14 protein-coding genes are annotated in these 14,207 nt (G+C 37.7%); 8 read left to right on the plus strand and 6 right to left on the minus strand.

Going from position 1 to position 14,207, the window contains the following annotated elements; genetic code table 11:
- Positions 1-324 precede the first annotated feature (324 nt).
- Positions 325-1,224, plus strand: coding sequence for a C40 family peptidase (locus C9J37_RS11800; protein WP_107895503.1), 900 nt, complete (start codon positions 325-327; stop codon positions 1,222-1,224).
- On the opposite strand, the gene C9J37_RS28000 is transcribed toward C9J37_RS11800, so the two are convergent.
- Genes C9J37_RS28000 through secA2 form a run of 3 tightly spaced genes read right to left on the minus strand, consistent with a single transcriptional unit; the run spans position 1,189 to position 4,736 of the window.
- A complete protein-coding gene (locus C9J37_RS28000; protein WP_153063488.1) occupies positions 1,189-1,434 on the minus strand; it encodes a hypothetical protein in 246 nt (81 codons plus the stop codon). The genes C9J37_RS11800 and C9J37_RS28000 overlap by 36 nt on opposite strands.
- Before the next feature lie 39 nt (positions 1,435-1,473).
- On the minus strand, positions 1,474-2,373 hold the full coding sequence (locus C9J37_RS11805) for an accessory Sec system S-layer assembly protein (RefSeq protein ID WP_107895504.1): 900 nt from the start codon (positions 2,371-2,373) through the stop codon (positions 1,474-1,476).
- Positions 2,374-2,375: 2 nt separating this feature from the next.
- Positions 2,376-4,736, minus strand: coding sequence for an accessory Sec system translocase SecA2 (gene secA2 / locus C9J37_RS11810; protein ID WP_107895505.1), 2,361 nt, complete (start codon positions 4,734-4,736; stop codon positions 2,376-2,378).
- A 225-nt stretch (positions 4,737-4,961) separates the two neighbouring features.
- On the opposite strand from secA2, the gene C9J37_RS11815 reads away from it, so the two are divergent.
- A complete protein-coding gene (locus C9J37_RS11815; protein ID WP_107895506.1) occupies positions 4,962-6,005 on the plus strand; it encodes a glycosyltransferase family 4 protein in 1,044 nt (347 codons plus the stop codon).
- Positions 6,006-6,253: 248 nt separating this feature from the next.
- Here the strand turns inward: C9J37_RS11815 and C9J37_RS11820 are convergent, their stop codons facing one another.
- Positions 6,254-7,312: an LCP family protein gene (locus C9J37_RS11820; RefSeq protein ID WP_107895507.1), complete on the minus strand. Its 1,059-nt coding sequence runs from the start codon at positions 7,310-7,312 to the stop codon at positions 6,254-6,256.
- 145 nt (positions 7,313-7,457) lie between these two features.
- Complete coding sequence (locus tag C9J37_RS11825) at positions 7,458-8,093, minus strand: YigZ family protein (RefSeq protein WP_107895508.1); 636 nt, start codon at positions 8,091-8,093, stop codon at positions 7,458-7,460.
- Positions 8,094-8,258: 165 nt separating this feature from the next.
- Between C9J37_RS11825 and C9J37_RS11830 the strand changes: the two genes are divergently transcribed.
- From C9J37_RS11830 to C9J37_RS11845, 4 genes are all read left to right on the plus strand, one after another.
- On the plus strand, positions 8,259-9,407 hold the full coding sequence (locus C9J37_RS11830) for a sensor histidine kinase (RefSeq protein WP_107895509.1): 1,149 nt from the start codon (positions 8,259-8,261) through the stop codon (positions 9,405-9,407).
- 35 nt (positions 9,408-9,442) lie between these two features.
- Positions 9,443-10,117: a response regulator gene (locus tag C9J37_RS11835; protein ID WP_024362464.1), complete on the plus strand. Its 675-nt coding sequence runs from the start codon at positions 9,443-9,445 to the stop codon at positions 10,115-10,117.
- Between the two features lie 195 nt (positions 10,118-10,312).
- Entirely contained in the window at positions 10,313-10,861 is a 549-nt protein-coding gene (locus C9J37_RS11840) for a nuclear transport factor 2 family protein (protein ID WP_107895510.1), read from the plus strand.
- Between the two features lie 213 nt (positions 10,862-11,074).
- On the plus strand, positions 11,075-11,917 hold the full coding sequence (locus C9J37_RS11845; RefSeq protein ID WP_024362466.1) for a fatty acid kinase binding subunit FakB: 843 nt from the start codon (positions 11,075-11,077) through the stop codon (positions 11,915-11,917).
- A 13-nt stretch (positions 11,918-11,930) separates the two neighbouring features.
- Here the strand turns inward: C9J37_RS11845 and C9J37_RS28005 are convergent, their stop codons facing one another.
- The gene (locus tag C9J37_RS28005; protein ID WP_137067843.1) at positions 11,931-12,134 is read right to left on the minus strand and encodes a hypothetical protein; all 204 of its coding nucleotides are present in this window, start codon (positions 12,132-12,134) and stop codon (positions 11,931-11,933) included.
- 49 nt (positions 12,135-12,183) lie between these two features.
- Here C9J37_RS28005 and C9J37_RS11850 point away from each other — a divergent pair, with 49 nt between their 5' ends.
- Both C9J37_RS11850 and C9J37_RS11855 read left to right on the plus strand, forming a co-directional pair.
- Positions 12,184-13,551, plus strand: coding sequence for an ATP-dependent helicase ComFA (locus tag C9J37_RS11850; RefSeq protein WP_107895511.1), 1,368 nt, complete (start codon positions 12,184-12,186; stop codon positions 13,549-13,551).
- Complete coding sequence (locus C9J37_RS11855) at positions 13,544-14,134, plus strand: ComF family protein (protein WP_107895512.1); 591 nt, start codon at positions 13,544-13,546, stop codon at positions 14,132-14,134. Before C9J37_RS11850 ends, C9J37_RS11855 begins: the two co-directional genes overlap by 8 nt.
- The last annotated feature ends 73 nt before the right edge of the window (positions 14,135-14,207 follow it).

Below are 14,207 nucleotides of genomic sequence, written 5' to 3' on the forward strand. Positions count from 1 at the left end.
ATAGGGCATTCACCTCGTGGATAATTTTGGTTTGGTCACTTAAATTATACCATTTTGGGAGGTGCCCATTTTTTATTGTTTGAAAACCCTTGGGAGACAAGGGGTTAGAATTGTGAAATTAACTCAAATACAGAAATGTATGTTATCATAGGACTATTAAACTTGCAATTATTACTGTAATGCTAAACAGTCGGATTCTGTAGTATTATATAGGATTGATAAATTGTTTGAAAAATAGTCAGTATTTCCGATTTTTGTTTTGACAATTCTTTAGTATGATAGACACACAAGGAAATATTCTAACATGAACGGAGGTTATTGGATATGCTTAAATCAAAAAAATTGAGAATTCTCGCTTTAAGCACTATTGCTACTTCATTTTTTGCGATACAAAATGCTGAAGCTGCAACATATACCGTACAAAAAGGCGATACGTTATCCAAAATCGCTCAAAATCATCAGGTGACGATACAAGATATAAAAAAATGGAATAATCTATCGAAGGATACGATTTATGTAGCACAAAAGTTAGAAATTACAAAGCAGGCAACAGCTGAAACAGGAAAACCTTCTAAACCGACAACTACTACACCTTCAAAACCTTCAACTGCTGTTCATACAGTTGCGAAAGGTGATACATTATCAAAAATCGCCAAGCAATATAATGTGACAATAAAGGAAATTAAAGAGTGGAATGGCATAGAGAACGACACGATTTATATTGGACAAGTATTGAAAATTTCTCCAGTAGCTGTCGTACCCGAGGATGATACAGTACATAATAATGTAACTACAGATACGGGGACCCCATCAAAAGTAACAACAAAAGATCCGACAGCAAATGGACAAGCTATTTACAAAAAAACCGTGGAAGTGGCGAATACATTGATCGGAACACCTTACCTTTATGGCGGTAATACGCCAGAAGGTCTTGATTGCAGTGGGTTTATTTATTATGCATTCAATCAAAGTGGTGTGAAAATAGCGAGAGATAGCAGCGAAGGCTACTTTAATGGCAATACAACACATGTGAAAAATCCAGTGCCAGGGGACTTAGTATTCTTTGAAAATACTTATAAAGAGGGCATTTCTCATATGGGTATTTACCTTGGCAACAATAAATTTATCCACGCGGGTACAGATGGTGTGGAACTATCGGATGTGACGTACTCTTACTGGTCAACTAGATTAGTAGGGTATAAACGATTCGATACAGTAAAATAATGAACAGGCGATTTTTGCATTAGGGCAAAAATCGCTTTTTATTTGATTGAATGCGTCAATCGCCACAAACAACGTGAGAATCGCCACAAAACCGGAACGAATCGCCACAAAAGGGCGGAGAATCGCCACAAAACCGGAACGAATCGCCACAAAGACCGTGAGAATCGCCAGTAAACCAGGGCAAATCGCTCCGTACATGTAGGAAATCAAAAATCCTTCTTTCCGTAGAAAGAAGGATTTCAGTTATTATTATTGTGTTACACGTGCTGTCCAGCGAGATAAGTCTGCTTGTTGTGCATCAACTAGTTCAGCTGGGAAGATGAATGTCCAAGGTTTTGTTGAGTTTGGTTGGACAGTTAGGATTGGATCCATTTTAAATGATCCTTTGGCAATTTGTTTACCTGTTGCGTCGATAATTTCTAGCGGTAATTGTTCTAGATTAATTGCTTTATTGTGACCGTTACGGATAAAGATTGAAACATTCAGGTTACCATTATCAGCAAGTTTTGCTTGGAGACCAGTAAAGTTAACTTCTGTTTCACCTAATTTGGGTAAAGTATTAACGATTTTTGCAAGCTCTTCTTTTTGTGCTGCTGGTAATTGTTGTTCCCATGACGGATCTAATTCTAGTTGGTGACCGCGTAAAGATACAAGGTTAAATGCGATTTTCCAACCATCTTCTGGCACTTCGTCTACTTTAATAGTTGATTTTTCAAATTCAAAAACCCATGGACGAGCACTTTCAGCTGGAATTGTGCCTAGCGCTTTAAAATCGAATTTTTTAGATGCTACAAGCTCATCGTTTTTATCCATAATGAATAATTCAATTTCACCTAACTCAATTGCTTCAGCTAATGATGAGCGGAAAAATGCACGAACAAGCCATTTCCCTGTGCGTGGCTCATCTTCAATACTAATAGAAGATAGCGATAATTGATTTGGTTTCAATGGCTCTAGCTCATTTGCAAGGAAGTTAAAAATATACTTTTGTTCTTGTGGTACATTCCAATCAGGATGGAATGACAGCTTCGTTACAACATCACGATTGTCCCCTTTATTTGTAGACGCATTTCCTAGTAAATCTTTTGAGTCAATTGTGTTTTCTTGCACGATTTTATCTGATTTTTTAAAGAATGAAAATAAACCCATTATTAAACCTCCTGTTGTCCTTCAACCATTTTCATGAAGCCTGTAATTTCGATAATAATAGAACGGCGCAATTCTTGGAAATTCTTCCCGAATAATTCGAGTCCTTCTCGTTGATAAATGCGCATTGGATCTTCTTGTTGATAGTGACGTAAGCCGATACCTTCTTTTAAATGAGCCATTGCTTCTAAATGCTTCACCCAGCCACTATCTATATAGCTCAACATCACTTGTGGAATAACCGTCATGACTTCATCATTTTCTGCAAATTTCTCCATATGATTAAGCAGTTCTTGTTCAGAAGGCTGTATATCCGCTAGAATCTGTTTTACTTTGCCAACTTCACGATCAATTGTAACCGGAGTAATGAATAATGAATTCAGTGCACTTTCCATTTGGTCATAATCCCATTCTACAGAAGGGAGCTCTTCAGGTGCAGCATCGCGCACTGCAAAATCGACCGTTTCACGTAGCATTTTTTGCAGCTCTCCCATAACATCTTCACCAGCTAAAATTTTGTCACGTAAGCCATAAATAACAGTACGTTGATCATTAATGACATCGTCTAATTTTAAATTGTATTCGCGCATGCCATATTGTGAGCCTTCTACAATACGTTGTGTACGGTTGATAAGCTCCTGAACATCTTTGTTTTGAATGACTTCATTTTCATCTACAATCATTTTTGCTGTAAATTTTTCAACTTCTTCTTTTGCATAACGGCGGAACATATCATCTTCAATAGAGAGAATGAAGCGACTTTCACCTACGTCACCTTGACGACCAGAACGTCCGCGTAGCTGATTATCCACGCGGCGGCTTTCATGTTTTTCTGTACCTATTACGTAAAGACCACCAAGGGCATGGACATCGTCACCTAACACGATATCTGTACCACGACCAGCCATATTAGTTGCAACCGTAATACGACCTTTTTGACCAGCTTGCGAAATAAGCTCTACTTCTTGCTCAACTGTTTTGGCATTCAGTAATTGGAATTTTAAGCCTTCCTTTTTTAAATGGTCTGCAACGGTTTCAGATTGCAAAATGGAAGTAGTACCGATTAAAACAGGTTGCCCTTTTTCATGGCGTCGTTTTGCTTCGGCAGCTACAAATTTATATTTCGCTGCTTGTGTTTTAAAAATAATATCCGGTTGGTCTACACGTTGACGTGGGCGGTTTGTAGGGATTTGAATAACTTCCATACCGTACACTTCACGGATTTCCTTTTCCTGTGTTTTCGCAGTTCCTGTCATTCCCGAAAGCTTCGGATACATACGGAAATAGTTTTGAATTGTAATTTGTGCCTGAGCTTTATTTTCTTCAGTAATCGTTACGCCTTCTTTTGCCTCGATTGCTTGATGTAAGCCATCTGAAAGAGAACGACCTTCTAAAATACGTCCTGTGAACATATCAACAAGCTCGATTTTGTCATCTTTCACGATATAATCAACGTCACGCTTGAACATGACATGTGCACGAACCGCTTGGATCACATAGTGATAAAGTGTTTGATGCTCTAAATCGTATAAATTGTCAACATTGAAGGCAGCCTCAACCTTTTCAATGCCTTTATCCGTTAAAGAAGTAGCCTTCGTTTCATCATCAAAGTCGTAGTCTTCTTCTGCTTTAAAGCGTTTTGCTAACATAGCTGCAATGCGATGTAATTCATCGTTTGCAGGCATTTTACCGGCAATTATTAATGGCGTTTTCGCTTCGTCAATAAGTACACTATCAACTTCATCAATAATCGCGAAATGATAAGCGCGTTGTACTTTATCAGCTAAGCTATGTGCCATATTGTCACGTAAATAGTCGAAACCGAATTCGGTACCGACACCGTACGTAATATCCGCGTTATAAGCGTCTTTTTTGTCATTTGGTTCCATCATCGGTACATTTAAGCCGACTGTTAAACCGAGGAAACGATGAATTTGTCCAACAAGCTCATAGTCACGTTTCGCAAGATAATCGTTTACTGTAATGACATGAACACCTTTGCCTTCTAATGCCCGTACATAAGAGGGAAGTGAAGCAACAAGCGTTTTCCCTTCACCTGTAGGCATTTCAGCAATATTGCCTTCAGTTAATACGAGCCCACCAATTAGCTGTACATCAAAATGACGCATTCCTAATACACGTTTTGAGGCTTCGCGTACAACTGCAAATGCGTCTGGAATGATGGATGTAATTGGTTCACCTTGATCTAAGCGATCCTTGAAAATAAAAGTCATTTCTCTTAACTCAGCATCTGACTTATTGACGTATTTTTCTTCAAGATTATTAATTTGTTCTACTATTTTATAGTAGCGTTTTAATTGACGAGCACTTGTTTGCTCATTGTTGCGTTTGAAAATTGAGAACATGAATTTACGCTCCTTTAAAGTTGTCTAAATGCTAGACACATCATTATTCTATCAAATTTTACGAATGATGACTACATTTGACATTAAGTAATAAAGGTAGAATAATAGAGAAAAATGGAAAATGTGAAATAGCGGAAAATGATTAGAAAAAGTATATTTCAGAGCATGTTCGTGCTATAATCAAATTGGATTCAAATGTAGATTATTTTTTTGAGGAGGAGAGACATGCTTTACGTGTCTTTAATAGCAGCATTCGTTGCTTCCATTTTGTTAACTCCACTAGTTAAACGTTTAGCGTTTAGAATAGGTGCCGTTGACACGCCAAACTATCGAAAAGTACATGCACGTATCATGCCAAGGCTCGGTGGTCTGGCAATTTTCTTTGCGTTTTTAATAGGTGTGGCGGTCTTACAGCCACAAAGTCAATATAGTTTAGCGATTATTATCGGAGCTTGTATTATTGTAGCAACAGGTGTCATTGATGATATGCGTGAAATATCAGCAAAGGCAAAGATGCTTGGTCAAATAGTTGCTGCACTCATCGTTATTTTTGTGGGTGGTATTCAAATTGATTTCATTAACTTGCCATTTGGTGGGCAATTAGATTTTGGTTTTCTAAGTATTCCATTCACTATATTGTGGATTGTTGGTATTACAAATGCGATTAACTTAATTGATGGCTTAGACGGATTAGCTGCAGGCGTTTCTTCAACTGCACTTATTACTTTATCTGGTCTGGCTTTTATAATGGACGATATGTTCGTATTAGCCTTTGCAGCAATTTTAGCAGCAGCTACAATTGGTTTCTTATTTTATAATTTCCATCCAGCTAAAATCTTCATGGGTGATACTGGGGCATTATTTTTAGGCTTTATGATTTCTGTATTGGCTTTATTAGGATATAAAAACTTTACAATCATTTCGTTAATTATCCCAATTATTATGTTAGGTGTACCGATTTCTGATACATTCTTTGCAATTGTTCGTCGTTTACGCATGAAGAAGAAATGGTCTGATCCTGATAAATCCCATTTACACCATCGATTATTGGATATGGGCTTTACACATCGACAAACGGTACTTATTATTTATGGCATTGCAATGATGTTTGGTTTAGCTGCCATTATCTTCTCAATGGCAAAGTTATGGGGAGCCATTTTACTAATTACGGTGATCTTAATTGCTATCGAAATTTTTGTTGAAGTCATTGGACTTGCTGGTAAAAACTATAAACCGCTATTAAATTTCATGCGGATATTCAATAAATAACAAAAGAACTGCTGTAGACAAACTCGAATTTGAGTTCGTCTGCAGTTTTTTTTCAGTAAAAGATGGTTTTCGCGGGTAAAACCTCGTGAATCGCGGGTAAAACACCAGATTTCGCGGGTAAAATCTCGTGAAACGCGGGTAAAACACCAGATTTCGCGGGTAAAACCTCATGAATCGCGGGTAAATAACCCGATACTTAAAAAAGCCTTTCCGCTATCAAATTTCGATAGTGGAAAGGCTTTTTATTTTTATTGCGCTGACTCGTTTGATGAACTGTCATCGCCAGCCGCATTGTCTTTATCAGTATTACTATTTGTTAAAGCAGAAGACGATTTTTTTCTTGCAAGGTGGTTGTTAAGAATTTCAGATATATCATCAACTGATTGTTGGTCTAATTGATAATAATAAACACCTGTAGACATATCGTCGTTACCTTCTAATGTTAATGAATCAATACGTGGCTTACCTTTTGTTAAATAAGACAGGAATGATTTCATTTCACTAAATGTCATATTTGTCTTCATGTTATCGCCGATTGCTTTAATAACATCGTCATACTTTGTAATAGAGTCAACAGATGCTACTTTATTTGTAATAGCAGTTAAAATTTCTTGTTGGCGTATACCGCGTTGGATATCGTTATCTTGCTTACGTGTACGTGCAAGGGCAAGTGCTTGACTACCGTTTAAATGCTGTAAACCTGGCTTGAGGTTTATTGTATTACGATCAAATTCATCTTTTTCATGTAGAGCATATGGTACTTCTGCTTCGATACCACCTAAAGCATCCACGACATCAATAAACGCATTGAAGTTCATGCGGACATAGTAATCAATCGGAACATCAAAAAGTTTTTCAACCGTTTCAATTGTCGAAAGCGTACCACCTAACGCATGGGCATGAGTAATTTTATCTTTATAGCCTACTGAAGGGATATAAACGTAAGAATCACGAGGGATACTTAACATTTTAATAGTTTTCGTAGTATTGTTTAAAGTTGCAAGAATCAGTGCATCTGAGCGTGAGTTTTCAGAACCTTGCCCACGATTTTCACTATCATCGACACCGACAAATAAAATCGACACATTATCATTAACCGGTTCTACTTTTTCTTCTCGTAAAGCAGAGACATCTCGACCTTCTAATACTTCATGTGCTGAGTTGGCTGCGTGTTCAGCTTGCTTTGTAATATAAACACCATAGGCTGTAACGCAAATTAGTAAACTAGCAACTAGAAGTAATGCTACTTTTATAATCAAAGAAGCTTTAGAAGACCTCTTCTTCTTTTTTACATTCGTTCTTTTCATATATGGTATATTCTCCTCTTGATTTTGGGAATAATTATGCAATTGAGCTAAAATTTATTCAAATTAGCACATGGGCGTAATTGATTAAGTGAGCTCAATATTAAAATTATACTATGGACCTTCAGGATTAGACAATTAAAACTATTTATTTCACAATAAATTCGATAAATTGGGCGTGCTCAAAAGTGATTGTTGCTTGCCCATTCGTCAGTTCTGTCACCCAATGACGAAACTGATCTTCTTCCTCTTTTAACACCGAAACTATCATTTCGACACCTTCCAAGTAGTTTATTTCTTCTAAAGAATATCCAGAGTTGCGAATCTCATTTTCCACTTTTCCAAGCCAAGTGTAGTCTATTGCGATTTTCATAAGGTGATGAAGTTTTCGTTCGACAACTTGTGCAGCGAGTAATCCCTCTGTTGTTGCTTTACCGTAAGCACGAATAAGACCGCCGCCACCTAATTTAATGCCACCAAAGTAGCGTGTGACGACAACGACCGTATCCTTTAAGCCTTGCTTTTTTAATACTTCTAACATAGGGACGCCAGCTGTGCCACTAGGTTCCCCATCATCATTCGCTTTTTGAATATGATCATGCTCGCCGATAATATAGGCAGAGCAATTATGTGTCGCATTATGATGCATTTTTTTTATGCGCTCTATAAAAGTCATTGCATCCTCTTCGGTTTCAGCGCGTTCTATATAAGTAAGAAAGCGAGATTTAGATATTATAATTTCGCTTTCTCCGTAGCCTTTTACAGTTAAATAGTTCTCTCTCATAAGTGTCATTCTCCTTTAAAATAGGGTTGTATGCTATAAATTTCATAAAGAAAAAGCATTAATTTTTAGCATTGTGATGCTATAATAGGTTTAGACTTAGATTCTATGAAATTGGTCTTTCAAAATACTATGTGATAATAAGGACATTAGACTGGGGAGTACACAATGTTTTCAAATGATACCTTCGATTTAAAGTCGCTTGATGACGTGTTCAATCGAATGTTAGAAACAATCATGAGCTCTAAAGATGATATTTTCATTATAAGTGAACAAAGCCGAAGAAGCTTTGAAGATATGCAACAAGAGCTAGAAATTGTTCGAAAACAAATTTCAACTGTCATCGATGAAGGCGATGCTTTAGAAAAAAGCACGCAGCTTGCTAAGCAAAGACTTGTGTTAGTGAGTAAAGCTTTTGATAATTATACCGAAGAACAAGTTAGAGATGCATATGAAACGGCACATGATTTTCAATTGAAGCTCTCCGTCATTAAAACACAAGAAAAGCAACTTCGCGACAAAAGAGATGATTTAGAGCGACGTTTAAGAGGCTTACTCGATACAATTGAACGTGCTGATCATATTGTCAATCAAGTAAATGTTATTTTAAATTATTTAACGTCTGATTTAAAAAATGTTGGTTTAGCGCTTGAACAAGCGAAAATGAAGCAAGATTTTGGTATTCGAATCATCGCTGCACAAGAAGAAGAGCGAAAACGTTTATCAAGAGAAATTCATGATGGACCTGCTCAAATGATGGCCAATGTCTTAATGCGTACGGACTTAATAGAAAGAACGTATCGAGAGAAGGGCATTGAATACGCTTTGGCTGAAATTGCTGATTTGAAGAAAACTGTGCGTAATGCACTGTCAGAGGTGCGACGAATCATTTATGATTTACGACCTATGGCGCTGGATGATTTGGGCATTGTGCCGACATTAAAGAAATATTTGTCGACTGTGACTGAATATAATCCAGGAGTAGAAATTCATTTTCAGTCAAGAAGCACAGAACAACGTATTCCTTCAAATTACGAAGTATCCATTTTTCGCTTAGTGCAAGAATGTGTAACAAACGCTATGAAGCATGGGAAATGCAAGGATATTTGGGTAAAAATTGAATGGTTGAACAATGCGGTAAATGTTGTCGTGAAAGATGATGGCGTGGGGTTCGATCAAAAAGTTGTGAAAGATCATTCCTTTGGTATTTTAGGAATGCGAGAACGAATTGAAATATTAAATGGTACAATCTCAATTGAAAGTGAGATAAATCGAGGCACTACGGTATTATTTAAAATTCCGTTAGAAGTAGAGTAAGAAATGTGTTGCAGAATTTTAGGGGGTAAAGACTAATGACGAAGATTATTATTGTAGACGATCACCAGCTATTCCGAGAAGGAGTGAAACGCATCTTAGACTTTGAAGATACGTTTGATGTAATTGCAGAAGGTGACGATGGCACAGATGTAGTAAATTTATATGCGGAAAATCAACCAGATGTTGTTTTAATGGATATAAATATGCCGGGTAAAAATGGTGTAGAGGCAACAGCAGATTTAATTACAGAATTTCCAGATGCTAAAGTCATCATGTTATCCATTCATGATGATGAAACATACGTAACTCATGCACTAAAATCAGGCGCTCTTGGCTATATGCTAAAAGAGATGGATGCAGATGAAATCGTGGAAGCGATTAAAGTAGTGGCAAATGGCGGTTCTTACTTACATCCTAAAGTAACTAAAAATTTAGTAGCAGAATTCCGTCGCCTGTCTGAGCATGAAAACAAAGGCAACTTCCATCAAACAGAAATTCGCCGTCCATTCCATTTACTAACAAAACGCGAATGTGAAGTTTTACAACTATTAACAGATGGACAATCTAACCGTACAATTGGTGAGACACTGTTTATTTCAGAAAAAACGGTAAAAAACCATGTTTCAAGCATTTTACAAAAAATGAACGTAAACGACCGTACACAAGCTGTTGTAACAGCCATTAAAAATGGTTGGGTTGAAGTACGATAATTGCATAGTAGTAATGAAGGCTGTTTTTAAAAGCTACTTTAAAAGATAAAGTAGTTTTTAAGGCAGTTTTTTATTGTGCAACATTTTTATTGGAAAGACGTCTTTTAATGAAATAAGCACCTAAAAGTTGAAAATGCGCAACAAAATTCCTACTTAAGCTTTTATATGCTACAATATTGCGCGGGAGGTTTTATGATGTTAAAGAAAAGTATTCTAGCAGTTTTGACCTTATTAGTGTTGGCTGCATGTAGTAATAAAGAAGATGATTTAACGACAGAAGAGCGAGAAAAAGTGATTGAGGATGGAACAGCAGGCTATGAAATGATGGGCGGAGAAGTCCAAAAAGCGACGAATGTACCAGCTAATGAGGAAAAAGCAATTTTAGCGGCGTTTGATGAATATATTGCTTCATTCAATGATAAAGACATTGAGCGTTATATGAACACGATATCTAAGGATCCAAAAGGCTTTAATTATGATGAAGATAAAAAATTGGCAGAGGAAGTATTTGATCAATTTGATGCGAAACGTGATGTAACAAATGTGACCATTGCAAAGTATAATGAGGATGAAGCGCAAGTATTTGCCAATATGACAACGCACTCTCTTCAAGTGGAGACAAACGTCGAACATGAAAGTGCTGGGCGCCAAGTAACGGTATTTGTCAAAGAAGATGGAGAGTGGAAGGTAACGAGCGTCTTTTATATTGGAGATGATACTAAATCTAGCACGGGCAATCAATAAGGGGAAATTATCCCCTTTACTATACATAGAAGATGAATGTGAAATGAACGCTAGATTTGAGCCTTATGGCAAAGTAAAGTTGAAATCTAGTGTATGTTACGGACTGAACTTGTAGTGAAAAAGTCAAATCCTGACGTCATTACGAGATTTCGTAATTCAATTCACATTCATTTCTTTTTGAGGTAAACTTGGAACATAGGAGAGTGGAAATGAATGAGGACGGCAATCGTAACAGACAGTACTGCATACATTACGCCAGAAGAACGCGCGCGCTTAAACATTCGTATGATTCCGTTAAGTGTAAACATTTCAGGTGAGTTATTCGCAGAGGAAGTAGACATTACTGCATCTGAGTTTTATGATAAAGTACGGGGTGCAAAAGAATTCCCCAAAACAACTCAACCACCTATTGGTGAGTTTGCCTCACTCTTTGAAGAGTTGGCAAATGATTATGACGAAGTAATTTCCATTCATTTATCGAGTGGTATAAGTGGTACATATCAAGGTGCGGTCCAAGCAGGAGAAATGGTGGAAGGTATTGATGTGTACCCATTTGACAGCGAGATTTCTTGCGCTGTTCAAGGGTTTTATGTGCTACGAGCGGCTGAAATGGCTGCGGAAGGTTGTTCAGCACAAGAAATACTAGCAGCATTAGCGGACATGCAGCAGTATATTCGTGCTTACTTCATTGTAGATGACTTAGCGCACTTACAACGGGGAGGGCGTTTGTCTTCAGCAGCTGCATTAATCGGTGGCTTATTACAAGTAAAGCCTGTCTTACATTTTGTGGACAAGGTCATTGTGCCATTTGAAAAAATTCGTACACGTAAGAAAGCACTAAAGCGTGCAGAAGAGTTATTGGCTGAAGATGCAAACAAGTATGACAAGATGGATGCTGTAGTTATTCACGGTAATTGCCAAAAAGAAGCCGAGGAATGGTTAGCACAACTTGCTACGACTTACCCGAACGTAAACTTTAAATTAAGCTATTTCGGACCTGTTATTGGCACACACTTAGGTGAAGGTGCAATGGGTCTTGGCTGGACAAAAAAATAATAGGTAAAAGTCTCTACAACTTGTTGTAGGGACTTTTTTTATGTGCTCGATCGCGTGTAGGGAGAATCGCCACTAAAATCGGTAGAATCGCCACTAAAATCATGCGAATCGCCACTAAACTAGGGTAAATCGCCACTAAATTATGAAGAATCGCCACAAAAATCATGCAAATCGCCACTAAACTAGGGAGAATCGCCACTAACCAGGCAAAAATCACAGCACCCACTAATTAAAATCAACATTACAAAAAGAAAGGAGCAAGATACATGAACTATAAAGGATGGCTGTTGCCTCCCGCATTACGAGACTTTCATGAGGGACGAATTTGGTTAAAGGAGCATACACCATTTGCTAAATATGATATTGAGCAGGCTATTAATAGAAAATACTTTTATATAATAGACGGTATTCAAAAAATACCTCGCGTAAGATGTAATCGTTGCTATAATGACAATCTACACGACTTTACTGAGTATGATTGCTCGAAATGTCTACAAAAGTGTGTCTATTGCAGGCATTGCCTGAAGATGGGCAGAGTGAGCACTTGCACACCATTGCTCATATGGAAAGGACCGAAAGCATGTCGAATCAAGCAGCATCCACTTCAATGGACAGGGCAATTGACAGCACAACAACAACGAGCAGCCAACGAGCTACTAGAGAGTGTAATAGCAGGAAAATCTCATTTATTGAATGCAGTATGTGGAGCTGGTAAGACAGAGTTGCTCTTTCAGTCTGTCCATTATGCGTTAGAAAAAGGGTTACGAGTGTGCATTGCCGCACCGCGTGCAGATGTAGTATTGGAGTTATTCCCCCGCTTTCAAAAAGCTTTTCCACAAACACTTATCCATGCGTACTATAGTGGAGCGCCGAAGCAGCATGGTTATGCACAACTAATCCTAGCAACGACTCATCAACTATATCGTTTCGAACAGGCATTTGATGTCATGATGGTTGATGAAGCGGATGCATTTCCTTATTCATTTGATGCAACATTAGAAAGAGCGGTGCAAAAAGCCAAAACAAGTGACGCACCAATATACTTTATTACAGCTACACCTTCTCAAACATTGATCAATCAATATAAAGACAGTTATTCATTTATCCCAAATAGATACCATCACAAGCCATTGCCAGTGCCATATTTTTGTTCTCTATGGGGCTATGAAAAAAGTATAAAGCGAGGGAAACTTCCTCGAAAGCTCAAAGCATGGACAGAAGAACGACTTGCAAAAAATGAGCCATTTCTTATATTTTTCCCGACCGTAGAACTGCTAAATCTGGCAATACCACTGTTTCAGAGGATACATGCAAATATATTAGCAGTACATGCTACAGATCCAGAGAGGAAACACAAAGTACTACAGTTACGCGATGAAAAAATTCCAGGATTACTAACGACAACCATTTTAGAACGAGGTATTACGATAAAAAATGTACAAGTTGCTGTTGTTGGGGCGGAGTCTACAATCTTTACAGCAAGCGCACTTATTCAAATTGCGGGACGCGTAGGAAGGCATGCCTCTTATACGAATGGGGAAGTTGTTTTATTTCATCATGGAGTGACTTTAGCAATGGATGAAGCACGACAGAACATTTTAGCTAACAATAAAGAGGGTTCAAACGATGAATAAAACAGATAAGTTTTGTTTGTTATGCGCACAGCCATTGCATTTTGCGCCTTCTTGGCAAACGCTTTTATTAAGATGCTTTCCACCATGTATTTGTGAAAAGTGTAAAGGGCAATTTGTACGTTCCACTTCAGCAACGGCACTTTATCAATATAATGATGCGATGAAAGCATATTTGCATCAATATAAATTTCTACAAGATGTTGCACTTGCTAAAGTATTTCGCCAGGAGTTACATGCACAATTCAAACAGGAAAAGGCAATAATTATACCGATTCCTATGCATCCTATGAAACAAAAAGAGCGTACCTTTTCCCATACCGAGGAGCTTCTAAAAGCAGCTAATATCTCCTTTACTCAACTTCTAGAAAAAGTAACAGTAGAAACACAAAGTTCAAAAAATAGAGAGCAGCGTATCCAATCAGCGCCGCTTTTTCGTCTAATGCCAGAAGCCCAAGTTCAGCATAAAGATTACCTTCTTTTTGACGATATTAAAACTACAGGGACAACACTACGGCATGCCAAACAAGTTTTACTAGAAGCAGGGGCCCGAAATGTTCGAACCTTCACTTTAATTAATGGATGAAAATGCTAAAACATCATGTATAATAGATTACGAATTTAGGATTCGTACAATTAGATAGTGATTATGGCAAGAG

The sequence above is a fragment of the Lysinibacillus mangiferihumi genome, from assembly GCF_003049665.1.
Classification (GTDB): domain Bacteria; phylum Bacillota; class Bacilli; order Bacillales_A; family Planococcaceae; genus Lysinibacillus; species Lysinibacillus mangiferihumi.

Coding starts and splice junctions, on each gene's coding strand:
- C9J37_RS11800 (WP_107895503.1), top strand. CDS start 325: ATGCTTAAATCAAAAAAATTGAGAATTCTCGCTTTAAGCACTATTGCT.
- C9J37_RS11805 (WP_107895504.1), bottom strand. CDS start 2,373: ATGGGTTTATTTTCATTCTTTAAAAAATCAGATAAAATCGTGCAAGAA.
- secA2 (WP_107895505.1), bottom strand. CDS start 4,736: ATGTTCTCAATTTTCAAACGCAACAATGAGCAAACAAGTGCTCGTCAA.
- C9J37_RS11815 (WP_107895506.1), top strand. CDS start 4,962: ATGCTTTACGTGTCTTTAATAGCAGCATTCGTTGCTTCCATTTTGTTA.
- C9J37_RS11820 (WP_107895507.1), bottom strand. CDS start 7,312: ATGAAAAGAACGAATGTAAAAAAGAAGAAGAGGTCTTCTAAAGCTTCT.
- C9J37_RS11825 (WP_107895508.1), bottom strand. CDS start 8,093: ATGAGAGAGAACTATTTAACTGTAAAAGGCTACGGAGAAAGCGAAATT.
- C9J37_RS11830 (WP_107895509.1), top strand. CDS start 8,259: ATGTTTTCAAATGATACCTTCGATTTAAAGTCGCTTGATGACGTGTTC.
- C9J37_RS11835 (WP_024362464.1), top strand. CDS start 9,443: ATGACGAAGATTATTATTGTAGACGATCACCAGCTATTCCGAGAAGGA.
- C9J37_RS11840 (WP_107895510.1), top strand. CDS start 10,313: ATGTTAAAGAAAAGTATTCTAGCAGTTTTGACCTTATTAGTGTTGGCT.
- C9J37_RS11845 (WP_024362466.1), top strand. CDS start 11,075: ATGAGGACGGCAATCGTAACAGACAGTACTGCATACATTACGCCAGAA.
- C9J37_RS11850 (WP_107895511.1), top strand. CDS start 12,184: ATGAACTATAAAGGATGGCTGTTGCCTCCCGCATTACGAGACTTTCAT.
- C9J37_RS11855 (WP_107895512.1), top strand. CDS start 13,544: ATGAATAAAACAGATAAGTTTTGTTTGTTATGCGCACAGCCATTGCAT.